Below are 24,012 nucleotides of genomic sequence, written 5' to 3' on the forward strand. Positions count from 1 at the left end.
CTAGAAGCGGCTGTGCAGCAGCGCGCCGCCGCCGCCCGGCAGGATTGCGGGTGTGAGGGCGACGGAGGTGCCCTGCTCGGGTGCTGTCAACAAGAGCACCACGCCAGCGCCGAGCCCGGCGAGGCCTATCGCGCCGAGCACGGAGCTCGTGGTGGTGAGCGTCTGGCCCCGGGACTTGCGCGACATGCCCTCCCCGCTGCACTGCGCGGGGTCCGGGCACTCCTTTTCGAGATCGCCCTTCGCGCCGATCGCGAGCCCGCCCGTGACGAGGCTCCCGCCCAGGGCCGCGACGCCGACGCCGCCCACCACGAACGCGAGCGTCTGCCGCGTCCTGGAAGCGGGCGGGGCGTCCGGTGGAGGCGAGTGGGCCTGCGGCGCGTCGGAGAGCGGGACCGGCGGTGGCGCGGCGACGAGCGGCGAGGGCTCGAGACGCACGTCCTTGCGGGCCCCCTCCGCGACCGACACGTGCGCCTCGGCCTGCCTGCCGTCCGCCCAACGCGCGACGAACTCGTGAGCCCCGGGATCGACGGGAAACTCACTGCCAAGGCTGGCCTGCGGCATCGCGCCCTGGTCGAGGAGCACCTCCGAGGGCGCCGGCGCGCCGTCCGCCACCCGGATGACCAGCCTGGGTAGGCGTGGCTCGAGCTCTATGAGTTGCCGCTTGGTGGTGGGCAGTCTGGGGTCGCCCGGTTTGAGTTGAGGCAACAGCTCCTTGAAGTGGCGCCATGCGCTCGCCACCTGCCCGACCTCCCCCTCGCACAGCGCGATGTTGTACAGGGCGCCGCGCGACTCATACAGCGCCTGGCTCTGGCGGAACAGCGGGAGCGCATGCGGGCAGTTGTGCGCCTCCGCCAGCGCGACGCCCTTCTGGAAGAGCTCATACGCCGCATCCTTCGGGGCCTTGGGCTGCGCTGACGCCGCGTAGCTGGCGCAGAGGACCGTGAGCGATAGCGCACAGCGTATCGCTGGGAGATCTCTTGTTCGTTTCACTCGAACTTCACCCGAGGGTCTTGTTGTGTCTTGAGTGGGGCAGTTGCTGGCGGCGGTCTCGTCGGCGTGCGGGTCGCGGCGCTTCCGGGCGGCGTCGTCTTCGTGGTCACCGGCTTCAACGAAGTCGACGGCGTGGCTGACGGCTTCGCCGTAACTTCGGCGGAGGCGCTCGCCGTGGGCGCTGGGCCGAACGCCGGCGCGGCGGTCACGGTCTCCGTGGGGGCTGTGGCGAGTTCCGCCGTTGCCGTGCTGACCGCACCGGTGGACGCGGACGTGAGCCCTGGCGCTGGGATCGAGGTCACGGGCGCGCTGCTGTCTATGGATCCGCTCGCCGTTGGCCGCCACGCAAGGACAAACCCGGCCAGCACGAACACGCCAGCGGCGCCGGCGAGCAGCACCGCACGGTTGCGAGGCGTACGGGGTCGCATGGTGTTGCCCCAGGAGGCGTGGGGCAGCGTCGCATGCGCCGTCCCCGCCGCCTCGTTGCCGAGCGACGACGGCGTGCCCGGCGGAGCCGGCATTGGGGCCGTCGTCGCGGCCTCGGGCGCTCCGACCTGCGAGGGCAGCGACGCGCCAAACACATGGGGCGTCACGGTGGGCGCAGCCTCGGCCGGCGAGGCGCCAGCGCGAGGGGAGGGCTCCGGTAAAAGCCGGTCGATGCTCTCGAACGAGAGCATCGACCGATAGGTTCCGAACGGCGCGAGCACACGGGCGATCTCGGTCACGCTCTGGACGCGGGCGTTCGGGTCCTTCACGAGACACCGGGTCACGAGCGTCGCGACAGCCGGGGGCACGTTCGGCCGAAGGGAAAGGACGGGGATGGGCGTGTCCATCAAGATGGCCGCCGTGATCGCGGTGATGCTGTCTCCCTCGAACGGGTGCCGCCCCGTGAGCATGCGATACAGGATCACGCCGAGGGCCCAGATGTCCGTGCGCACGTCCGTGAATTTAAGGCTTCGAATCTGCTCGGGCGGCATGTAATGGATGGAGCCCATGATGAGGCCGGTCGCAGTCAGGCTCGCCTCCTTGGCGGAATCGCCGCTGGTGATGAATTTCGACAGGCCGAAGTCGAGCACCTTGAGGAGGGGAGTTCCGTCGGGGCGGCGGGTCAGGAAGAGGTTCTTCGGCTTGAGGTCGCGGTGGATGATTCCCCGCGCGTGGGCCTCGGCAAGTGCCTCGCACGCCTGGATGAGGTAGTCGGCGGCCTCGACGAGCGGGAGGGGGCCACGGGTATGGAGCACGTGGCCGAGATCGTCGCCCGTCAGGTACTCGAGCACCATGTAGGCCGCGCCCGAGTCCAGCGTCCCGACGTCGAGGACGCGCGCGATGTGCTGTCCGTCGAGGGCGGCGGCGGCGCGAGCCTCGCGGAGGAAGCGGGCGCCAGCGTCGGGGAGCGCGGCGGCCTCAGGGAGGAGGAACTTGACGGCGACGCGCCGCTCCAGGACGAGGTGCCACGCTGCGAGGACCACCCCCATTCCGCCGGCGCCGAGGATGCGCTCGATTCGGTACTTGCCCGCGAGAACGTCGCCGGAGGCGGGGACGCCAGAAAGAACGGCGGGCTGCTGCGGCATGGTGGGCGGAGAGCGTAGCGGGGAGGTGGTACGGTACAAGAGGCGGACGGCCCGGAGAACAAGGCCAGGCGGGCGACCCCGGGAACGCGGGCGACGCAGGACGACGGCTGCGGAGATGCCTTGCGGCAGGACGCCGGGTGACGCCGACCAAGAGGGCGTTGACAGATGAAGTTCCCCGAGACGGAAGGGGGGCTCACCGCGGGCGTGCACGGCCTGTCCCCTGCTTCAGGTATCCCGCGCCGTCGCTGCCCGGCCCAGCGCCGCGTGAGCCAACGCCGTAGCGCCGCCCTCCTGCACCCCAGGCCGAACCGCCGTGCCCGGCGCAGGTCGGCCAGTAGCACCCGTGCCTCCCGACGGCGATCCCGCGCCCGCCCCGGATCCGGCGCCGTGTAGAGGGCCGCCGCCCCGCGGCGTGTCCCCACCCAGCATCGATTCAATAGAATTGGGTGTCCGGGATGCGCCGGGCGGGTGTCCGGAATGCTGGTCGCTCCGATGTGGTTCCGGACATTACCCGTCGCCGCACACTCGCCTTCTCCAAGAAGCTCGCGCGGCACTGCGCCGCCGTCGCGCTCCACTACGTCCACGTGAACTTCTGCCACATCCCGCGGAACATGCGGATCACCCCGGCGATGGCAGCAGGGCTTACGGACCATGTGTCGACCTTGGACCAACTCATGGCCACCGCGCTGGACGAGCCGGCTGGGGACAAGCCCGAGCCGGGGCCGCTCGCCGTCCCGAAGCCGTAGGGGACAGCCCGGGAGCTCCCCGGCGGCAGGGCGTGGCTCCGCATGGTGGGAGGCGGAAGCGCTGGTGCGATGCCCAGCCCGCAGACGCAGTTCCCTCCTTCCAGTGCTACCCCGGTGGCCTCTCCGGTCGCCACACATCTAACGGATGCGACTGACCCCACGCAGTCGCCCAGGACACCGCTCGTCTCCTGCGCCGAACCGACCGAACAGCTCGACCTATTGGCATGGCTTCCGAAGCCGAGGACGCCGGTGCAGTTGTCGTTGTTCGATGCCCCGCCTATTCACCCGACCAAGGCGTAGACTGGCAAATTGACACCTATTATACGCCGAAAGATGCTACGTGTCATGATAGGCAAGAGGTGGGCGATGGTATCCAGGATGGGGCTTTGGGCCGTCACGGTCGTGTGCGGCGGGTGCGCACAGTTTATCGGCGTTGATTGGGACAGGTATGAGCCGGACGCAACAAGTGGCGGCGCAGGGGGCAGTGGCGAGACCAGGACCGGTCCCGGTTCGGGTGGCGATGGCGGCACCGGCGGCGTCCAGAACGGCAGCGAGTCGGGCGGAGGCGCCACAGGGGGTGCTAACGCAGGTAGCAGCCAAACCATCGTGTGCGTTCCGGACCGAGACAAGCAGTGCTCGTGGAATACGCCGCAGCGATGCAACGATGATGGCCAATGGGAAGACGCGGAGCCGTGTTCAGCGGCGGCACCCGCGTGCGATGCGGGGAAGTGCGTGGCCCGTAGCTGCGTCGGGTTGAAAGAGGAGTGCGGGCCGGGTGGCAATGAAAGCTGCTGCGCAACAACAGAAGTTCCAGGTGGAACGTTCAGCGTAAGTGTCGATGACAGATCCTTTATGACGGTCAGCTCGCTCCAGCTCGATCGATTCGAGGTTACCGTGGGACGGTTCCGTAAATTCGTAGAGGCATATCCGGATAGCAAACCAGCTGAGGGAGCCGGCAGGCACCGGAAAATCGAAGGAAGTGGCTGGGACACAGCCTGGGACTCGGAACTGCCCCCGGACGCATTAGCGCTGAAGAATGCGATAACGTGCAGCGAATACAAAACGTGGACGGATGAACCAGGCGACTACGAGCGCCTGCCGATGAACTGCCTGAACTGGTATGTCGCCTTCGCGTTCTGCGCGTGGGACGGGGGCCGGCTGCCAACCGAAGCGGAATGGTACTACGCGGAAGTCGGAGGGAGCGAGCAGCGGAGGAATCCGTGGTCACAACCTGGAAGCCAGCCCACGCTCGATGGTACTTTCGCAATCTATGCCTGCACGGGGGACGTTTCTGGGTCTGATGACTGTACGTTCGGCGACATAACGCCTGTCGGTTCGAGGTCGCCGAAGGGTGATGGAAAGTGGGGGCAGGCAGACTTGGCCGGAAGCATGTGGGAGTGGACCTTGGATCGATATAAACTCGGTCGTGCAGAGGGTAACTGCGAAGATTGCGCCAACCTAATTGGCACGTCGGGTCGAGTAAAGCGAGGCTGGGGCTGGAGCAGTGGTCATACGGGCGTTCTGGAGGCATCCCACAACAAAGAGGACCCGGCGGTCCGGTTGAATGATATCGGGGTCCGGTGCGCAAGGACACCCTAGAGCGACAAGCGCATTGAAGCCATTTAATCCCGGCAAGTTACGCTGCCTGCTGCGTCAGGCGTTAGGCCACCTCGAGATTCTGGATCGCTGCCGTACGCCGAAGATCGAACAGATTTCTCCTGGCGGCGATGTAGCGTGCAGTGTGGCCCTTCCGTGCCGCGATGTGGGCGAGCGCATGCTCCACAGCCACCCGCTGGCGGAGCACGGCGCGACCTGCCCCCGTCTGCGGCAGCTTCCGGAATTTGCGCTGCAGAGCCTCGTCCACCGCGATGGACACGGTCCGCCCTCGTCCCGAGGCGGCTTGGGTGCACTTGGCTCGGAGGGGACACGCGCCACATTCCTCGGGATCAAACTCGACCGTGTCGCCCGGTTCGAACACTTCGACCTGTCCGGCGGGACATGTGATTGTCTTGGCGCGCAGGTCGATCTTGAACACCTGCAACCAATGCCTCGGCGAGACCTCTGCGCACGCTGTCGCCTACAGCCCGCCCGCCTGCGGGTTGGGGCGACGTTCCTCACGCTCTGGCGCTGAGCTCTCGGGTCCCGGGCACAAGCCTCGCGCGTCTGCCACCCCGCCGTTCACGGGTGCACGCGATGTGCCGGCGATGTGCTATAGCAGGCAGCGAGCGGCAGGCGTTCTCAGGTCGAGCCTCTGGGCAAACCCTCACCCGCCGCCGAGCCCACCCTGATGGTCGAATTGAATCTCCTCCCCGCCGACGCGACTCCAGCCCGCGATCTGACTGACGACGAGGTCGCCCAGCTCCGGGAGGACCTCCTCTACGGCCCCGTGGACGACAGCACGTTCGACGCGCTCTACGCCGCGCCGATTCGCGACAGATCCAGGCAATTCTGGACCACCGCGGATATCGCCCGCCAGGCGGCCTCGCTGTTCGCGCGCCACAACGCCCGACGGGTGCTCGACATCGGCTCCGGGCCCGGCAAGTTCTGCCTCGTCGCCGCGTGCACCCGACCGGATCTCGACTTCACGGGCGTCGAGCACCGGGCTCACCTCGTCGAGGCCGCTCGAGCGGCCGCGCAGCGCCTCGGCCTCGACAACGTCCGGTTTTTCCTGGCCGACGCGACCGACCCCGCCTGGTTCGGGTTCGACGGCTTCTACCTCTACAACCCGTTCGCCGAGAACATCTATTCGGTCGACGATCATTTCGACGACACCGTGGCGCTCTCCCGGCGCCGCTTCATGAACGACGTCGGGCGAGTGACTCGCTGTCTCGCGAACGTGGCGGAGGGCACGTGCGTCGTGACCTACAACGGCTTTGGCGGCCCCATCCCCTCGACCTTCAAGCTCGTGCACGCCGAGCCGGCGGGCTGCGACTGGCTTCGCCTCTGGGTGAAGCAGCACGAGCCGGCGGATCCCGGGGGGTACTACCTGGAGGGGGACGACGAGGTGACGCTGGTCCGCGGTGAGCTGTCGGACCTCAAGGAGAGGCTCGCCGAGCTACTGTGAGGGCCGGTCCGCCCGCGAGGCGCGCGCACCGCGGCTTGTCGTACGCGAGCGCGCTCGGCTCGACGCCGGTCCTGGCCGACGCGAAGGGCACGCCGCTCTCGCTCTGTCCCGGATCCGAACCCTCGATGATCGGGGTGCCATGCCCAGGTGACGCCGATCCGCCCGCTCCGGCGTTGAATCCAGCCCCCGTCCGATCGAAGGTCGGCGCATGGCGGACGCAGCTCGGCCGCGGAGGCGGCACCTTGCCCTGCCCGCGTCGCGCTTCATCGGCCGGGAGGGCGAGCTCGCCGCGATCGCCGAGCTGCTCCGGCGCGGCGAACGGCTCGTCACCCTCTGGGGCCCGGCCGGCATGGGCAAGACGCGGCTCGCCCTGGAGCTCGCGAGCCGCTGGGCCGAGGCGCACGCCGGCGAGGCCGTGTGGCTCTGCGAGCTCACCGCCTGCCGCGACCTGCGCGCCGTCTGCGGCGCGGTCGCGCGCGCGATCGGGGCGCAGGTCGCGGCAGGGCGCCGGGAAGCGACGCTCGTCGAGCGGATCGGCCGCGCCCTCGCGACCGAGGGGCCGGCGCTGCTCGTGCTCGACAACCTGGAGCACGTGCTCGAGCAGGCCGCGCCGGCCCTCGACGCGTGGGTGCGCGCGGCGCCCGAGCTCCGCTTCCTCGCGACGTCGCGCGAGCGCACCCGCCTGGCAGGGGAGATCAGCTACGAGCTCGGCCCCCTCGGCCTCCCCGCGGAGGGCTCGACCGAGCCCAGCGCGGCCGTGGCGCTCTTCCTCGATCGCGCCGCGGCCCAGCGCGCTTCCGCGCCGCCGCCGCCGCCCGGCGACGAGCACCTCGCCGACGTCGCAGCGCTGGTGCGGCGGCTCGAGGGCATCCCGCTCGCGATCGAGCTCGCCGCGGCGCGCGAGGGCGTGCTCGGCGTGCGCGGCCTGCTCGCGCGGCTCGGGAGCCGGCTCGATCTGCTCGCGGGCGCGGCGCGCGGCCGGGAGGCGCGGCAGGCGACGCTGCGCGGCGCGATCGAGTGGTCGTGGGACCTCCTCGACGACCGCGAGCGACGGGCGCTCGCCTGCTGCTCCGCCTTCCACGGGCCGTTCACGCTCGAGGCGGCCGCCGCCGTCCTCGCGGAGCCCGACGCCGCCGCGATCGATCGGATCGAGGCGCTGCGCGACAAGTCGCTGCTCCGCGCGGCGCCCCCGAGGAGCGACGGGGCGACGCGCTTCGCGCTCTACGAGGTGGTGCGGGAGCTCGCCGCCGAGAAGCTCGCCGAGCGCGGGGAGCGCGAGGCCGCGATCGAGCGGCACGCGGCGTTCTACCTGGCCGCCGGCGAGGCGGCGGCCGCGGACTTCGAGCGGCGCGGCGCGCTCGAGGCGCTCAACCGCATCGCCGGCGATCTGGAGGAGCTGCTCGCCGTCGCCGAGGGCGCGCTCGCCCTGGCGACGGCTCCTCGCGCCGGCTCCGGGGCGGCGGCCGAGCGCGCGCTGCGGGCGCTCGGCGCCATCGAGCCCGTGCTCAGCACCCGCGGCCCGTTCGGGGCGCAGCTCGAGCTGCTCGACCGCGCGCTCGCGGCGGCCGAGGCGCTCGCGGCAGATCCGCGCGTCGTGGCCCGCGCGCTCGCGGCGCGGGGGCGCGCGCGGCGGCTCCGAGGGCAGGCGGAGGCCGCGCTCGAGGACCTCGAGCGCGCCCGCGCGCAGGCGGCGGCGCTCGGCGCGGAGGCGCTCCTCTCGGGGATCGTCACGGACCTCGGCGTGCTCCACCACGGGCGGCGCGACATGGAGCGCGCGCGCGACCACTACGCGCAGGCGCTCGCGCTCCACCGCGCCCTCGGCGATCGCCGCGCCGAGGGGCGGGTGCTCGGCAACCTCGGCGCGCTCCATCACGACGAGCGCCGCGAGGGCGAGGCCGCCGCCTACTACGAGCAGGCGATCGCGATCGCGGCGGAGGTCGGCGACGGCCGGATGGAGGGCATCTTCTCGACGAACGCCGGCCTGCTCGAGCAGGAGCGCGGGGCGCCGGCGCAGGCGCGGCGGCGCTACGAGCGCGCCGCCGCGATCCTCGGCGAGGTGGGCGATCTCCGGTTGCTCGCGATCACGCTCGGCAACCTCGGCGCGCTCCACCACGAGGAGGGGCGCCTCGCCGATGCGCGCGCGTGCCACGGCCGCGCGGTGGGGCTGCTCCGCGAGGTCGGGGACCGCCGCTCCGAGGGGATCGCCCTCTGCCGCCTCGGGGCGGCGCTCGCGTCGGTCGGCGAGGTGGCGGAGGCGCGGCGCGCGATCGAGCCCGCGGATCGGCTGCTCGCGCAGCTCGGGGACGAGCCCGACGTGGAGCTCGCGCGGGTGGCGTCCGGCTTCGTCGACCTCGCGCTCGCCCAGGCGGCGCGCCGGGCGGGGCGGGGGGAGGAGGCGGCGGGGCACGCGGGCGCGGCGCGGCGCAGGATCGCGCGCGCCGGGGAGGGATCGCCGTCGAGCGCGAGCCGATCCGACGACGTGCGGCTGCTGCTGCGGATCCTGGAGCGCACCCTGGCGGCGCTGGGCGGCCTGCCCGAGGCGCGGGCGGAGGACGACCTCCTCCTGACCGAGGGGGCGCGCTTCGTCCGCCCGCCGGGCGGCGGCTGGCACGACCTGCGCGAGCGCCACGCGGCGCGGCGCCTGCTGCACGCGCTGGCCGAGCAGCAGCGGTCTGCGCCGGGCCGAGGGCTCTCGCTGGCCGCGCTGAAGGAGGCGGGGTGGCCCGGCGAGCGGATCTTGCCGGAGGCGGCGGCGAACCGGATCTACGTGGCGATGAACCAGCTGCGGAAGCTCGGGATGAAGCCGTGGCTCCGGAGAGACGCAGAGGGGTACTCGCTGGATCCGGCGCTGCCGGTCCACTACGTCGCGGTGGAGCCGGCCGCGGGGGGAGGGGGCGATCCGCGCGGGGGGAAGCGGCGGTAGGGGGCTGTTGCCGGCCGCCCGGCCCCCGGAGAGGGTGTTGTTGGGGCGGGGTGGGGGCCCCGCCGAACTCGGCGGAGACATGGCGCATCCGGCGCCGCCGGATGCGCCATGTCTCCGCCTCAAACATCGGCCCATCCCCCACCCCGCCCCAACAACACCCTCTCCGGAGGCCTGCGGAATCGATGGCAAGCAAGGACGGCAGCGCCGGGGGAGGGGGCGTGCGAATCGGTTTAAGAGCGGATTAAGGGGCGGTCCTGCGGCCGGAACGTAGCCTGTTGGGCGGAGGTCACGCCATGCACATCATCGCTTCTGCTCTGCTGATCCTTGCCCCTGCCATCCTCCTCGCCGGATGCGGTGAGAGCCGTGAGGCCAATCCGGCCGTCAATTCGAGCGGCGCTTATGGCGCTGGATCGGGAGGATCCGGCGGTGACGGCGTGAGGGGTTGGGGCGGCGGCCCGGGGCAGGGCGGCGGCTTGGGGCAGGGCGGCGGCTTGGGGCAGGGCGGCGGCTTGGGGCAGGGCGGCGGCCCGGGTGAGGGAGGCAGTCCGGGCGAGGGCGGCGGTCTGGGTGAGGGAGGCAGTCCGGGGGAGGGAGGCAGTCCGGGGGAGGGAGGCAGTCCGGGGGAGGGCGGGGGATCGCCGTCAGCGGAGGCCTGGTACCGGTCGATCGTGGGACCTCGTAATGAACCCGGTGGTGCGGGGCCTACGGCCCTCGCGATCGGTGGCAGGGCAAACATCGTCATGGCCGGCTACTTCTCAGGGCCAGCCGACTTCGGCGCGGGCATCATGCCGTTCGTCGGCGACCCCGAGGATCCCCTCGCCGGCGACTTCTTCGTCGCCACGTATGCAGACGACGGCGCCCTGCGCTGGGTCCGGAACTTCGGCCGCAGCCGGGTGACGACCATGGGGGTCGCGGTCGACGGGAACGACGGGATCGCCGTCGTCGGCCAGTACTCGCACCGACCGCTCGAGGCCGGGGATCTCGTCCTGGGAGAGCCGGAACGAGACGACCCGCGGGTCGCCTCGTCCGACATCTTCGTCCTCGCGCTCGATCGGGACGGCGCCCCGCGCTGGATGCACCGCCTGGGCGGCGGCGGCTTCGACTTCGCAGGCTGCGTGGCCGTCGGTCCCGGAAACGACGTCGTCGTCGCCGGCGAGTCCGAGGGCCGCCTCGCCCTCGCCAGGTTCGCCGCCGACGGGACAACCCGCTTCGCGACGTACACAGGAAAGCTGGCGTCGAGCACCTGGTTTGCCTCGATCGGCGGCGTCGCCGTGGACCTCCACGGCGACATCCTCGTCGCTGGGTACTTCTCCGGCGACGCCGACCTCGGCGGGGGCGCCATCACCGGGGTGAAAGGCGAGCAGGCCTGGGTGGCGAAATACTCGGGGGAGGACGGCGCCCACCTCTGGTCGAGGCACATCGGCGCACTCGAAAGCGGTGGTTTCAGCAGCGGCGACCTGGCGAAGGCGCTGCTCGTGGACGAGCTCGGCGACGTGCTGATCGCCGGCCAGTTTGCGCAGGGCGCCGACCTCGGTGAGGGCCCGATTTCCGCCACGAACGGCGCATTCCTCATGAAGCTCGCCGGCGAGGACGGCGCGAACCGGTGGGCAAGGGCGATCCCGACCCCGGGCTTTCAGGTCGGCTCGATCAACCTCTCGTTCGCGCCCGAGGGCCGGGTCGCGCTCATCGCCTCGCTCAGGGCGCCCTTCGCCTCGCTCAGGGCGCCCTTCGACCTCGGCGGCGGCTCGGTGGACGAGGACGGAACCTACGTCGCGACCTACGAGCCAGACACCGGGGCGTTCGTCGCGCAGCGGCGGCTCGTCGAGCCCGGCGAGCCGCACGGGTTTACCGGCCAGGTCCCCTCCGTGCTCGACGCGACAGGACACCTGACGACCGTGATGCTTCTCAGCGAGGCACAGAAGAGCAAGGGCTGGAACGGCTTCCTCCTCGCCCACCTGCCGTTCTGAAACGGGCGGCTCGCCCCGAGCGTCAGCCGTCCCCCAACTCTTATCCTCCTTCCTCCGCCTGCCCCTTCTCGGCCGCATCGCCTGCGAGCGCGCCCGCCTGGATCGCCCGCACCTCGTCAATCGTGCTGATCTCCTCTGCAGGCTTGTCAGGCCGGTATCTCCTCACCCGCGTAGACCGCAGCACGACCCCCCCGGGGTACCGCGGACTCGCCTGCACGCCGTCGAAGGCGACCTCGACGACGATCTCCGGCCGCACGTACACCGTGTCTGCGTCGCGGCCGATCTCGAGCTCCAGCAGCCGCTGCGTCTGCCACGCGAGCACCTCGTCCGTCATGCCCTTGAACGTCTTGCCGAGCAGGACGAAGCCCCCGGCCGCGGGATCGCGCGCCCCGAGGTGCAGGTTGCTGAGCAGCCCCCGGCGCCGGCCGGTCCCCCACTCGGCCGCGAGCACCACCAGGTCGAGGGTGCGCGCCCGCTTCACCTTGAGCCACGAGCCGCGGCGCCGCCCCGCCTCGTAGGGCGCGGCGAGCGACTTGGCGATCACGCCCTCATGGCCGCGGGCGATCGCGTCGGCGAAGAACGCCTCGGCCTCGGCCGCCGTCGGCAGCTCGATGCGCGGGACGCGCAGCGACCGGTCGAGCACCTGCCGGAGCGCGGCCGTCCGCTCGCTGCCGGGCCGGTCGAGCAGATCCTCGCCGTCGAGGTGCAGCACGTCGAAGAACAGGGCGCGCAGCGGCAGCTCGGCGCGCAGCGCGGCCGCGTCGTGCGCGCGACCGAAGCGGCGCATCGTCACCTGGAACGGGCGCGGCGCGCCGTCCGCGCGAAACGCGAGCGCCTCGCCGTCGAGCACGACCGAGCGGACCGGGAGCGCCCGGACGATCTCGACAATCTCGGGGACCGCCTTCGTGACCGGGCCGAGGCCGCGGCTGAAGACGCGCACCTCGTCGCCGGCCTTGTGCGCCTGCACGCGCACGCCGTCGAGCTTCCACTCCAGCGCCATCGCGCGGAGCTCGCTCAGCGCCGCCGCCACGTCGTCGGCCGACTGCGCCAGCATCGGCTGCACGGGGCGGAGCAGCTGCAGCGAGAAGCGCTGGAGGCCGGGCGCCCCCTCGAGGAGCGCGGCCTTGGCCACCTCCACCGCGTCGCCGGCGAGCATCACCGCGCGCCGCAGCGAGGCCGGCGGCACCCGCGCCGCGCGCGCCACCGCGTCGACCATGACCGGCTCGAGCCGCTCCTGGCGGAGCTCGCCGGCGAGGAGCCGCGCGAAGAAGTCCCGCTCGAGATCGGTCGCGCGCGCGAACAGCCCCGCCAGCGCCGCGCGGCGCTCCCCCCCGGCCCCCGCCCCCGAGGCGCGCGCGATCTCCGTGACGACCGCGTCGGCGTCCCCCAGGGTGAGCGCAGGCTGGGCGACGGGAGGAGAGGCCCGGCGGGCCTCGGCGAACACCGAAGGCCCGAGGCCGAGCCGCCCCTGGCGCAGCCGACCGGTGAGCCAGTCGACGCCGATCTGCACCTCCGCGGGCGAGAGGCGGCGCAGGAGCGCGGCGAGCGCGCCGATCTTCTCGACACGGCGAGAGAGCGCGGCGACACGCTCGGAGGTGGCGACAAGGTCGGAAACGAGCACGCGGGCAACCCTACCTTGGCACCTCGAGAGCTCACGCTCGACAGGTCTTTTGACGAGGCCGCTGCAGGGTGTCCTCCGCAACCGAGCCGGGGAACTCCGCAGGATCGAACCTGGCCCATGGGCGCCAAGTGGTCTCCGCGTGGGCAGAGAGAGCCTACCAAAGGGTGTAACGCGGCGGAGCAGAAAAGCGCTCTCCCGCGCCGGAATGACGGTCACTCCCGCTTGCAACCACTTGCGGGGAGGGGCGAAGAATTATCATGTCATCTGCAGGTGAGTGCCTCGCTCGGTCGCCGCCGGCGCCGCGAGCAGGCGAGAGCGCGATCGCCTTTCAGAGGATCTCGTGGGCCGGATCTCGGGTGCTGCGCGCCATCGATTCGCCAGGTGCGAAGCGCCCGACGCGCCTGCGCCGCCGCACGGGGGGGAGGGCGCGCGGCGCTGCCCCGCCGTGGCCGCAGACTCCCGAGTACGCCGCGAGATGGCCCCAGCTGCGCCCGTCTCCCTCGACCGCGAGATCGCTCCGTTTAGTTGACCTCCGCCGCGGGCCTTGATACCGGGTTGGCGGTCGGCGCGCCGTGGGCAGGTGAACACGGCGGGCGGGCGCAGTTTTCCTCAACCACAGCTCAGGAATAGCGCCCTCCGCTGACAAGGCCGCGGATTTTGGCCTTGGGAGCAGCTGGCTTGGTTTTTGCGCAGCACCTCTCCGGCAGCTGGACTGTACTGGAAGGAGCTGACGTGGTGTTGGTGTCCGCACGGGAAGGCGACGGAGGTTCTTCGATGGTGGAGCGGCAAGTCCGGAAGCGGGTGGGCGTCGTGATGGGCGGCTCGTCGGGTGAGCGCGACGTGTCCCTGCGCTCGGGCGCGGCCGTCGCCGAGGTGCTCGAGGCCCGCGGGTACGATGTCGTGCGGATCACGCTCGGGGACAGGTTCGGCGCGGAGCTCTGCGCGACGCTGCAGCGCGCGCGGCTCGACGCGGCGTTCCTGGCACTGCACGGACGTCTCGGTGAGGACGGGTGCGTGCAAGGCGTCCTGGAGCTCGCCCAGGTTCCGTACACGGGGTCGAGCGTGCTCGCGAGCGCCCTCGCGATGGACAAGCTGAAGGCCAAGGAGATGTTCCGGCTGCACAACGTGCCGACGCCTCCCTACTACACTGTGGGTGCGAATCAGGACCTCGAGGAGCTCGATGCCGTCCATGGCTCGTTCGGGTTCCCCGTCATCGTCAAGCCGCGCGGCGAGGGGTCGAGCCTCGGCGTGACCAAGGTCGGGTCGCTCGAGGAGCTGAAGTCGGCGCTCGCGCTGGCGTTCGAGTTCGACGACGCCGCCATCGTGGAGCGGTTCGTGGCGGGGACCGAGGTCAACGTGGGGATCCTGGACGGGAAGGTCCTTGGCGCGATCGAGATCGTCCCGAAGAAGGGGCTCTATGACTACGAGGCCAAGTACACGCCGGGCATGACCGAGTACCACATGCCGGCGCGCCTCCCGCCGACCCGCTACCGCGGCGTCCTGAACCTGGCGGAGCGGGCGGCCCAGGCGCTCGGGTGCACGGGCGCGGTGCGGGTGGATCTGCTCGTGACCGGCGGAGAGAACGAGTACGTGCTCGAGGTGAACACCCTGCCGGGCATGACCCAGACAAGCCTCCTGCCGAAGATCGCGGAGGCCGCAGGCTACGAGTTCGGCGACCTGTGCGAGGCCATCCTGGCGAGCGCCAGGCTGCACCAGCCGGTGCGGCGCCGCGCGCCCGCCGCCTCGGAGCTGCGGCTCGGCGAGAGGGGACAGGCCGAGAAGCGGCTGCGCCTCGTGAAGTCGGCGATCTGAAGCGAAGGCGAGCGCGGCTCCGGGGCCCCTGCCGGAGCCGGGGCGCGCTGCCATCGCGTTGCTGCGAGAAGTCGCCCCGGATCAGCATCAACAGAAGAGCCGCCATGGCGCCAAGGCCGCCATGAAGAAGCGGACAAGGGAAGGGCCGCCCCGGCATCTCGACGATCCGCGGAGGAGCCTCGTCCCCCCTGGACGGCAATCTCCGCCCGTGAGAGCCTCGGCGTCTCACGCCCCTCCAAACCAGCCTCGCCTGGTCTCACCCCTCCTCGCCGCAAGGGAGCCGCTCATGGCCAGGTTCCGCCAACTCCTTGGCGCATCGTTCTTCATGGCCTCCACGGCGACCGTCCTCGCAGCCGGTTGCAGGGAGGAGGCAGCGCCGCTCGTCCCCTCGTCCCTGCCCCGCGCGCCGCAGGACGTGGACCGCAGCTGCCGGTGCCCGGACGGAGCCTACTCGACCGGCGAGCTCATCGATCCGGACGACACCTTCTGCGACATGCAGGTCTGTGGGAGAGACTTCATCTCCTATACCTGTACAAAGACCGGGTGGAAGAGCCAGCCGCAGGACCGATGCGGCGACCGCGCCTGCCCCGACCACCTCGATTACCCCGCCTCCGACGATCCGGAGGGGCTCACCTTCTGCGGAGCGCGCGTGCTCAACGGCCACCCCGCTGGCCTCTACCATTGCTTCGGCGGCGGTCAGATCCCGCGGTGGTGGCGCGTGTGTGACGGCAGCTGCGCGGCCACGAGCCCCCGAGGCGCCGAATGCAGGCCTCCGCGCGAGGCGTGCGACTGCCCTCTCCCGCGAGGCCAGGCCGAGTGCGGGGCGCGCGTCTGCCTCCCCTCCGGCGCCGGCAACGAGAGGACGAAGTACGTGTGCGCCAGCGACGGCTGGCATGACCTCGGCGTCTCCTGCTCGGGCGCAGGCCCGGCGAGCTGCACCGCCTGTCGTGGAATCCAGGACAGCCACGGCGAGGAAGCCATCACGAGCGTCTGCGGGGACGAGATCTGCGGGCTAGGCATCGGCAATGAGAGCCGCTGGGTCTGCGGCAAAGAGGGATGGATCAACGCCGGACAGCCCTGCGATCCCGACGAGCGGCTCGGCCCGGCAGCAGAGGATCTCGGGAGGTGCCCCCTCGCGTCCACGACGCGATACGGCTCGGGACAGCCCTTCCCCCGGCCGATCGAGCCAGGGCAGACCTTCTGTGGCGGGCAGAAGTTCTACGACCGCCATGGCCTGCCCACCGGCGAGATCAAGGGCGATCCCGCCACGCTCTACGCGTGCCCCACACCCGGCGGAGAGCCCGTCCTGTCCACCGCGTGCGCAGACGCGGGAGGCGACGGGACGTGCAAGCGCATGACGGAGCTCGCTCCCTGGCACGAAGGGGACATCTGGGGCCAGGCGACCGAGGGCGCCCCGCAGATCCCGCAGTGGGACCGCTGCGACGAGCGGTGCCCGCGCCCCTCCGAGGCGAAATACAAATACCGGAGCGAGGAGCGCCCCCATGAATGGTGGTACCGCGTCTGCGGCCAGCACGGCAATACAGGGCGCTTCGGCACGCTCTACTACTGCAGGATCAGCGGCGAAGACTACGACGCCGCGCTCGCCGGCGAGGTCGAGATGGGTGAGCTCCTGCCGGCAGAGGCGTGCGCGAACAGCGAATGCGACGCGATGGAGGACCCGATGGCGAACTACGACCGGTGCGGCGCCAGCGACGCCAAGCCGGTCGGCACGCCGCCCGATCCTCCGCCGGGCTCCGCCGTGATCGGCTGCGACAGCCTCCACGACTACCAGGGCACGCTCGTGCCGCAGCGCGATACACGCCGCGGCCTGCGGGTGTGCGGTCCAGGCAAGCAGATCTACGAGTGCTCGGACCGGACGCTCGGGCGCCCGAGCGGCTGGGAGGTCAAGCCGATCTCCTGCGGGACCGATTGCGGCGAGTGCGGACCCGATCCGTACGGCAGGACGCCCCCGTATTGCAGGGAGATCCCCGGCACCTTCAACCGCGGGCTGAAGTGGCTCGGCTGCGACAGCGCGACGTCCGATCCGTCGGAGATCGAGTGCAACGACAGCGCGGGCACGCTGGACCCTGCCTACTGCGGGAGCAACAGCGGCCCGCTCGGCGCGAACGGGGACCCGAGGATGCTCTACCACTGCCGGGCGATGTGCCCCCGGGGGACCACGTCCGCGCCGTGCGCCGATGGCGAGACGGCCGGGAGGACGTACGAGTTCGTCCGCTCGGAATACTGCCAGTTCGGCTGCGTGATCACGCCGTCGAGCGCCCCGAGCGACCGGTGCTACCTCCCACCTGGCCTGGGCTTCACGGATCCCATCGACAACCCGCGCCTGCTGAAGATCCTCGGCTACGAGGACCCCTGCTGGGGCGGACACCACCTCGGCCAGGACGTCGTCGTGAACGGCGGTCGGACCGTCGGCGCGGAGGTGAAGGCGATGGCGACAGGACGCGTCCTCTTCGCCGGCCACAACGACTCGAGCTACCACGCCACCGTCCGCATCGAGCACTTCGTCGAGGACCCGAGCGGCGGCCCGGCGCGGCGGGTCTGCTCCTTTTACGGGCACCTCAGCCGCGATGGCCTCATCAAGGAGGGCGAGATGGTCTCCATGGGGCAGCGGATCGGATCCGTCGCGTCGTGGGAGTCCATCAAGCAAGCTCACCCGGATCTGGGCCTCACGGGCGGGGAGGAGAACACGCATCTCCACTACGTGCTCCTCTCCGACGCGCTCTGCAGCACGTTCGGCACCTCGCGCGGCGCGCCGTGCGGGTACGACAAGTCCCTGAGCTCGTTCGACGAGCAGAAATGCAAGGACTCGGTGTACGACGCCAGCAGGACGGATCCCGACGAGGAGCCGGCGACGTTCACGGCCGTGAACGACAGGTGCGAGAACTGGATGCACGCCGGCGGCTTCATCTCCCCGCTGCACTACATGAACGAGACCCAGGGGCGGAAGGTGTGCGCCGCCAGGGCGGACTGCGAATAACGCTTGGCCGGAGGTGATCCCATGCGCCGCACTGGCACGATCCTCTTTCTCTCCATCACGACGCTCACGTGCGGCGTTGACGACCCGCGCATCTGCCCGCCCGGCTCGCTCGCCGCGTGCTTCCTGCCGGACGGCACGCTCGGCGCGCAGCAATGCGCGAGCGACGGGAGCGCGTACGGCGCGTGCGGCGCGCTGCCCTCCCCGCCTCCTCCCGCCGGCGCGGGCTGCGCGCACCTCGGCGAGGCCTGCTGCCCGAGCCTGCCGGCCGAGCTTCGCCCCGGCTGCGAGGCCGCGGCCGCGGAGGGCGACGACGAGGCCTGCGACGAGGTCCTCCGCGCCGCGGGCGACGTCGACCTGTGCGTGGGCGGCCCCGCCGCGCCGCAGTACGGACCCAACTGCGCCGGCCTCCTGAACGGGTGCTGCGCAGCGCTGCCCGAGGCGCTGCGGGAGGCGTGCCACGCGATCGCGTTCTCCGGCAACGAGCGGCGCTGCGAGCGGTTCCTGGAGCAGGACGCCAAGGCGTCGGGGCGCTGCGAGGACGTGAGCCTCGCCGGCGAGAGCTGCGGCTACCTCGGCGCGAGCTGCTGCCCCTCGCTGCCCGAGGGCCCGGCCGCGCGCTGCGCGAGCGTCGCCGGGGCCGGCAACGCCGAGGAATGCCTCGGCTACCTCGGTCAGGTCGGGGACGCCAACCGGTGCCCCACCGTGGGCGACAGGGAGCCGCTCACGTCCGCCGCGTGCGACGAGCTCCTCGCGAGCTGTTGCTCGAGCCTCGACGGGCTGCTCGCCCACCGGTGCGACTTCACGGCGCTGACCGGCAGCGGCGCGCTGTGCGACGCGTTCCTGAGCGGCCTCGCGGGCACGGGGCTCTGCGGCGGCGGAGGCGAGGGGGGCGCTGGCGCAGGATGCGGCGATACGGACGCCGACGTCGAGAACTGCGGCGCCTGCGGCAACGTCTGCGGCACCCAGAACGCGACGCCCTCCTGCGCCGCGGGCGCCTGCTCGCTCGCGTGCGCCATCGGCTTCGGCGACTGCGACGGCGACGCGTCGAACGGCTGCGAGGCGGATCTCGCCCAGGATGCCGACCACTGCGGCGGCTGCGGCAACGCCTGCGTCGAGAAGCACGGCACGGCGTCGTGCATCGCCGGCCGCTGCGCGCTCTCGTGCGTGGAGGGGTTCCGCGACTGCGACGAGGATCCCCTCACCGGCTGCGAGGCGAACGTGAGGAGCAACCCCTTCCATTGCGGCGGCTGCGGCAACGACTGCCTGGGCGGCGTCTGCGAGGACGGCGTCTGCGGCCCCGAGGCGACGACGATCGCCTCGGGGCTCGCCGTGCCCTCGGCGCTCGCCGTGCTCGGCGACCACCTTTACCTGGCCGGGGCGCGGCCGCAGGGCGGGGTCGCGGTCCGCGTCCTGAAGTACGGGCTGGACGAGGTCGCGTGCCTCGCCACGCTCGCGCCTCCGCAGGACGGGACGTGTGGCTTCGGCGTCTTCGAGGGCGTCGCCGTCGCCGGGCTCGACGTCTTCGTGACGAGCGCGGAGGGCGTGCTCAAGCACACGGCGAGCGACGGCCTCCTGCTCCTCAGCGCGAACGTCGCCGAGCCGTGGGCCGTCGTGGCCGACGCGACCGCGGTGTGGTTCACCTCGCGCGCAGAGAGCGGCGTCTTCCGGGTGGACACGGCGAGCAGCGCCGAGGACGCCGTCGAGATCACGGGGACCGTCGGGAGGGCAGGCGGAGCGCTCGTCGCCGACGACACGCACCTTTACTGGGCCCAGGGCGGCGGGGTCGTGGTGAAGATGCGGAAGGACGGCGCGGAGCAGCAGCAGATCGCGTCCGGCCAGTCGTTCGATGACGCGCTCACCCCGCAGTTCCTCGGCATCGACGCGGAGCACCTCTTCTGGAGCACGGAGAGCGGCCGCTTGATGCGGCTCGGCAAGGACGGCGCGAACCTCGTCGTGCTCGCCGACGAGCAGCCCGCTCCGGCCGGGATCGCCGTGGATCCGGCGCCCGACGGCGCCGTGTACTGGGTCAACCGCGGCAGCGGCGTGGTGCGGCGGGTGAACAAGGACGGCTCCGGCCTGGCGACGCTCGCCGCCGGGCAGGCGCAGCCGATCGCGATCGCGCTGGATGAGGCGTACGTCTACTGGGCGGCGCAGGACGGGGCGGTGCGGAGGACGGCGAAGTGACCCTTCCGACGGGGGGCGAGCGGTGGTGGATCAGTCGCAGAGGGGGGCCTCGGCAAGCGGACATCATCCTTCGTGGACCGAGCGTCAGGGAAGAGCTCACGCCTCGAGATCGCCCGGTGCGAGCCTCGCTCCGAGCTGTCGCCCCGGGCCGCCCACGGCCCGCGCGAGCGCCTGCTCGCGCAGGTGCCGTCGCTCCTCGGGCAGGCGGGCGTGCAGGCGCGCCTGCACGCCTGCGAGCTCGCTCTCCGGGTACGAGCGCTCAAGCAGCGCGACGAGGGAGCGCCCGGCGGCGGCGTGGCGCACCTCGTCGCGCAGCAACGACTCGAAGACCCGTCGGATCGACGGCTCCTCGGCCGCGCGAACGTGGGCGCGGAGCGTCCTCACCGACTCCTCCTCGACGAGCACGAGCTCGCGGGCGGCGATCTCGAGCGCCCTGGCCGCCGGAGGATCGTCGGTGCGGGGCATGCGCTGCCCCCCGAGGTCGAGGTGGAGCGACTCCCATCCTCCGAGCCATCCGACGACCTCCGCGCACAGTCGACTGTGGCGGAGCTCGTCCCCGATGATCCGGTGGACGGCGGCGAGCGCCGGGTACGGCGCCTCGGCCTCGACGAGGGCGGCGAGCAGCTCGGTGTAGATCACCACCCCGCGGTACTCGCCCAGGACACGGTGGCTCCAGGCGAGCTGGGCGTGCTCGATGTCCTCCGCGGAGAAGCGCTCGAGTTCAAGCCTCACGCCAAGCCCGTCGTCGACGCCGATCGATGTTTGTGCGTCGAGATCGCGAGCGAAGCGGGCGAGGATCGGATCGTCCGTGGCGAGCTCGATCATCTCTTCTCGATCCGGCTGGACACGCTCAGCGTGAAGAACGCGCCCATGTACTTGAAGTGAGGCCTGAGCTGCACCCCGAGCCTGTACCAATCGCCCTCGTGCTCGGTGTCCAGGACGAGCACCTTCACCTTGCGCAGCGGTCTCCGGGCGCGCGACGCCGCGGTCACCACCTCTCGGTCCGCGACGTACTGAGACACCCAGTCGTTCAGCTCTTTCTCGGCTTCTTGCGGCGTCTCGAAGGCGTGCTGGTAAGAGCGGTAGATGACCTTGAGATAATGAACGATGCGGGCGAGGACGAAGAGCCAGGGAAGCTGGGTCCCAAGCCTGTAATTCATCTCGGCGGCCCTGCCCTCGTCCGTGTCGCCGAAGGACCGCGGCGCTTGCAGGGAGTTCGCCGAGAAAAAGCATGCCTGCCCGGGAGCGACCGCGAGGAGCGGGATCAATCCGCGCTCCGCGATCTCGGCTTCCTGGGGAAAGGACAGCGCCACCTCGGTGGGTGTCTCGATCGTGCCATGTCCCTCGGGTCTCGGTAGCCCCTCGATCAGCCCGCCGCCGCCGGGACGGATGATGTTGGGACACCACCGGTATCGCGCGAAGCTGTCGGTGAGCCGGGTCGCGAAGGCGAAGCTCGCGTTGCCCCAGCAGTAGCTCTCGTGGTCTTCGGTGCTCTCCTCGTAGGCGAAGCTCGCCTCGGCGCGCTCGCCGCGACCGAACGGCGCGCGCAGAAGAAAACGCGGCAGCGCCAGCCCGAGCGCGCGTGAGCACTCCTCCGCGCGCAGCTGCTGCAGCGCCTCGGAGCCCTGGGCCCGGTCCGCACCCCCGAGCGCGTGGTAGCTCTCCACCCCGAGGAGGCGCGGCGAGGCGCCCGCCACGAAGGGCGCCTGGGCCAGGAGCGCCACCGCCGCGCATCGCTGGAGCAGGGCGACGTCCTCCGGCTCCGGGCCGAACTCGAGGTTCGCGAGGATGGCGCCGTACGGCTCGTGCCCGCGCCCGATAGCGCGCGCATAGACGATGGCGTGAAGCCCGCTCTTGTCGGTCGCACTTGCGGATGCGAAGTCGTCCCGCAGGTCGTCCTTCGAGCAATCGAGCAGATCGAGCCGGATGTTCTCGTCGAAGCTCGTCCTCTCGACAACGAACCAGAGCCCACGCCAGGCCCGCTCGAGACGCTGAAAGAGCGGGTGGTGGAGGATCTCGTCCACCTGCGCGCCGATGCGTCGATCGATGCCCGCGATCAGGTCGTCGAGCCGCGCTGGGATCAGCTGGACGAGCCGCTCGTCGTCGACCGGTAGGCGAAGTGTCGTGGTCATGGTGAACGAGTAGAGGCGCAGCCGTCGCGAGCCGCAAGAGCGTCTCGGTGCCCGGGGCGCGCTGACGCCGGTGTTGGAGCGCACGGGCGCGCGGCCCGGAAGGTTCCCGAGGGCAGCGCGCTGCGCGCCTATCGCTCGCTCTTTGTGTCCTGGACAAGGCCCAAGTTCGGCGGATGCGGCGCCGCGCGCCCGCCGCCTCGGAGCTCCGGCTCAGCGAGCGGGGACAGGCCGAGGAGCGGTCGCGCCTCGTGAAGTGGGCGATCTGAGCCGAGGGCGGGCGCCGCTCACCCTGGGAAGCGCGAAACCCGAGCTAAGGCACGCGCTTCATCGTGATGAAGTCGGTCGCCATGCCCTCGACGATGGGCTTGAGCTTGAACACGTCGCCTTCACAGCGGTACTCGAAGACGGTCCCTGGGCGGTCCATGCCGGAAAAGGCGCTGGTCGCGGGCACGGGCATGTCGCGGCCGCCGAGCGTGGCCTTGGTCTCGACGCGCAACCCGCTCATGTCGGCGCGCGTCGTCTTCCAGCGGCCAGGGCCCGCGGGCTCGTATTCAGCGCTGGAGCGGCCGTTCATCTTGACCGTGATCTTCAGGGCCATCCCGGCCGTGGGCGCCTCGAACACGTTCTCGACGCCGCCCTCGCTCGTCTCGCAGACGTAGCTGCCACGCTCGTTGCCGTTGAACGTACAGACGTACTTCCCGCGCTCGCTGACGACGCGCGCGCCCGACGAGCTGCGCGCCAGCGTCTCGAGGAACATATCGGCATAGTCGTATTCCCACTTGCCCGCCGGGCAGCTCGCCGCCGGCGCAACGGCGGACGCGCCGCTCGGGGCAGGCGCAGCCGGCGCGGTCGCGGCGGTCGCGCCCGCGGACGCAGGCGCGCTCGCGGATTCGGATCGGTCACAGGCTGCGAGCGCAGCAATCGACACCACGGTGAAGGGGAGCAGGTGAGGACGTGCCATGCAGCGAGAGTACGCGTCCAGGCGCGCAGTTGCACGCATCAAGGCGCGGAAGCTACGATGCGCTCATCACGGTTTTGGCACCGAGCACCGCAGGTGCAGGAGCTCCACTCTCCTCTCGCTCTTGTGGGTGTGGACCGTAACGAACGCTCCTTTAATTGCGTGCCCCTCGCTGGGCGCGGTCTGCACCAGCGGCAGCTCCGCATCGCAGGCACCGCGGTCGTAGTGCTTCGGATCGCCGAGCAGCTAGCCGCCGCCCTCGCCGAGCGCGGACAGGGCTTCTTGAACGACAGCCTCCGGGCGCTTCGCGATGGCTGTGCGCTCGAAGAGCATGCCGGCGATCTTCTCCTGGAGGGTCCGGGTGCTCCAGCCTTCGAGGCGGCAGAGCTCGACGTAGAAGCGGCGCCGGAGGGGGTCGTCGAGGGCGATGATCTCCCGGAGATGGGTCCAGCTCAACTGTGCACGCAGCGCGTGCACAATCTCCGGGTCGGGGAAAACCTCGGCGAAGCGCAGCATGTGGTGGAGGTTGCGCTTGCCGAAGCCGCGGCCGTACTCGGCCGAGAGGGCGGCGGCCACGTCGGCGACGACCTGCTCGCCGTACGCCGCCCGGCCCTCGCCGACAACATGCTCGCGAAGGCGGCGGCCCACCTGCCAGTACAGCCAGACGAGCTCGCTGTTGATGGATCGGGCGGCGGCGGCGCGGCTCTGGTCGATGAGGCGGCGCAGCTCGTCGACGAGGGCGGCAGGCATGGGGGCGAGCGAGGCGGTCATTCGGGCTCGCCCTCGTCGAGGTCGTGGGGCCCGGTCATCTCGATCCGGTCGGCGATGTGCGTCTTCGCCCGCCGGTCGCCGATGATCAGGCGGTGCGGGTCGGCGAGGGCGAGCAGCTCATTGCGGGAGAGGTGGTCGAGGACTTGGCGCGGCGTCGGCATGCGCGGAGCAAGACGGTAGGTCGGGGCGGCGAGGGATCGCAACGGAAAGATCGCGGCTGGTCTCTCACCATATCGTGCGCATCGACGGGCCCGGGCGAGGAGTGGGCGGCCTAC

The 24,012-nt window shown here is 71.3% G+C and carries 16 protein-coding genes and 1 pseudogene; 8 read left to right on the forward strand and 9 right to left on the reverse strand.

Annotated features, from left to right (window positions below; genetic code table 11):
• Positions 1–990 carry a tetratricopeptide repeat protein gene (locus tag ACSRUE_RS14275; RefSeq protein WP_441291464.1) on the reverse strand — a complete coding sequence of 330 codons (990 nt, stop codon included), beginning with the start codon at positions 988–990 and terminating at the stop codon, positions 1–3.
• A complete protein-coding gene (locus ACSRUE_RS14280) occupies positions 987–2,561 on the reverse strand; it encodes a protein kinase domain-containing protein (RefSeq protein WP_441291465.1) in 1,575 nt (524 codons plus the stop codon). Before ACSRUE_RS14280 ends, ACSRUE_RS14275 begins: the two co-directional genes overlap by 4 nt.
• Before the next feature lie 494 nt (positions 2,562–3,055).
• Between ACSRUE_RS14280 and ACSRUE_RS14285 the strand changes: the two genes are divergently transcribed.
• Both ACSRUE_RS14285 and ACSRUE_RS14290 read left to right on the forward strand, forming a co-directional pair.
• Entirely contained in the window at positions 3,056–3,307 is a 252-nt protein-coding gene (locus ACSRUE_RS14285) for a hypothetical protein (RefSeq protein WP_441291466.1), read from the forward strand.
• 852 nt (positions 3,308–4,159) lie between these two features.
• Positions 4,160–4,906, forward strand: a complete 747-nt coding sequence (locus ACSRUE_RS14290) for a formylglycine-generating enzyme family protein (RefSeq protein ID WP_441291467.1) — start codon at positions 4,160–4,162, stop codon at positions 4,904–4,906.
• A gap of 61 nt (positions 4,907–4,967) precedes the next feature.
• Here ACSRUE_RS14290 and ACSRUE_RS14295 read toward each other — a convergent pair.
• A pseudogene (locus tag ACSRUE_RS14295) lies at positions 4,968–5,339 on the reverse strand (transposase); the annotation flags it as partial.
• 255 nt (positions 5,340–5,594) lie between these two features.
• On the opposite strand from ACSRUE_RS14295, the gene ACSRUE_RS14300 reads away from it, so the two are divergent.
• The 3 genes from ACSRUE_RS14300 (at position 5,595) to ACSRUE_RS14310 (ending at position 11,261) form a co-directional block, all read left to right on the forward strand.
• Complete coding sequence (locus tag ACSRUE_RS14300; RefSeq protein ID WP_441291468.1) at positions 5,595–6,371, forward strand: methyltransferase domain-containing protein; 777 nt, start codon at positions 5,595–5,597, stop codon at positions 6,369–6,371.
• 208 nt (positions 6,372–6,579) lie between these two features.
• Positions 6,580–9,294, forward strand: a complete 2,715-nt coding sequence (locus tag ACSRUE_RS14305; RefSeq protein ID WP_441291469.1) for an ATP-binding protein — start codon at positions 6,580–6,582, stop codon at positions 9,292–9,294.
• A 740-nt stretch (positions 9,295–10,034) separates the two neighbouring features.
• Positions 10,035–11,261 carry a hypothetical protein gene (locus ACSRUE_RS14310; RefSeq protein WP_441291470.1) on the forward strand — a complete coding sequence of 409 codons (1,227 nt, stop codon included), beginning with the start codon at positions 10,035–10,037 and terminating at the stop codon, positions 11,259–11,261.
• Between the two features lie 40 nt (positions 11,262–11,301).
• Here ACSRUE_RS14310 and ACSRUE_RS14315 read toward each other — a convergent pair whose 3' ends face one another.
• Positions 11,302–12,882, reverse strand: a complete 1,581-nt coding sequence (locus ACSRUE_RS14315) for an ATP-dependent DNA ligase (RefSeq protein ID WP_441291471.1) — start codon at positions 12,880–12,882, stop codon at positions 11,302–11,304.
• A gap of 774 nt (positions 12,883–13,656) precedes the next feature.
• Here ACSRUE_RS14315 and ACSRUE_RS14320 point away from each other — a divergent pair.
• The 3 genes from ACSRUE_RS14320 (at position 13,657) to ACSRUE_RS14330 (ending at position 19,876) form a co-directional block, all read left to right on the forward strand.
• On the forward strand, positions 13,657–14,694 hold the full coding sequence (locus tag ACSRUE_RS14320; RefSeq protein WP_437764716.1) for a D-alanine--D-alanine ligase: 1,038 nt from the start codon (positions 13,657–13,659) through the stop codon (positions 14,692–14,694).
• Positions 14,695–14,980: 286 nt separating this feature from the next.
• Positions 14,981–17,692 (forward strand): M23 family metallopeptidase, encoded by a 2,712-nt coding sequence (locus ACSRUE_RS14325; RefSeq protein ID WP_441291472.1) that lies wholly within the window; start codon positions 14,981–14,983, stop codon positions 17,690–17,692.
• Positions 17,693–17,713: 21 nt separating this feature from the next.
• Positions 17,714–19,876, forward strand: coding sequence for a hypothetical protein (locus ACSRUE_RS14330; RefSeq protein ID WP_441291473.1), 2,163 nt, complete (start codon positions 17,714–17,716; stop codon positions 19,874–19,876).
• A 96-nt stretch (positions 19,877–19,972) separates the two neighbouring features.
• Here the strand turns inward: ACSRUE_RS14330 and ACSRUE_RS14335 are convergent, their stop codons facing one another.
• The 5 genes from ACSRUE_RS14335 to ACSRUE_RS14355 all read right to left on the reverse strand — a co-directional run bounded on the left by ACSRUE_RS14335 (position 19,973) and on the right by ACSRUE_RS14355 (position 23,898).
• On the reverse strand, positions 19,973–20,701 hold the full coding sequence (locus tag ACSRUE_RS14335; protein ID WP_441291474.1) for a ferritin-like domain-containing protein: 729 nt from the start codon (positions 20,699–20,701) through the stop codon (positions 19,973–19,975).
• A complete protein-coding gene (gene tssC / locus ACSRUE_RS14340; RefSeq protein WP_441291475.1) occupies positions 20,698–22,008 on the reverse strand; it encodes a type VI secretion system contractile sheath large subunit in 1,311 nt (436 codons plus the stop codon). Before tssC ends, ACSRUE_RS14335 begins: the two co-directional genes overlap by 4 nt.
• Before the next feature lie 310 nt (positions 22,009–22,318).
• Positions 22,319–22,969: a hypothetical protein gene (locus ACSRUE_RS14345; RefSeq protein WP_441291476.1), complete on the reverse strand. Its 651-nt coding sequence runs from the start codon at positions 22,967–22,969 to the stop codon at positions 22,319–22,321.
• 243 nt (positions 22,970–23,212) lie between these two features.
• Complete coding sequence (locus tag ACSRUE_RS14350; protein WP_441291477.1) at positions 23,213–23,737, reverse strand: DUF1016 N-terminal domain-containing protein; 525 nt, start codon at positions 23,735–23,737, stop codon at positions 23,213–23,215.
• Positions 23,734–23,898: a hypothetical protein gene (locus tag ACSRUE_RS14355; protein WP_441291478.1), complete on the reverse strand. Its 165-nt coding sequence runs from the start codon at positions 23,896–23,898 to the stop codon at positions 23,734–23,736. Before ACSRUE_RS14355 ends, ACSRUE_RS14350 begins: the two co-directional genes overlap by 4 nt.
• Positions 23,899–24,012 lie beyond the last annotated feature (114 nt).

This window comes from Sorangium sp. KYC3313 (genome assembly GCF_052075895.1).
Lineage (GTDB): Bacteria > Myxococcota_A > Polyangia > Polyangiales > Polyangiaceae > Sorangium > Sorangium cellulosum_B.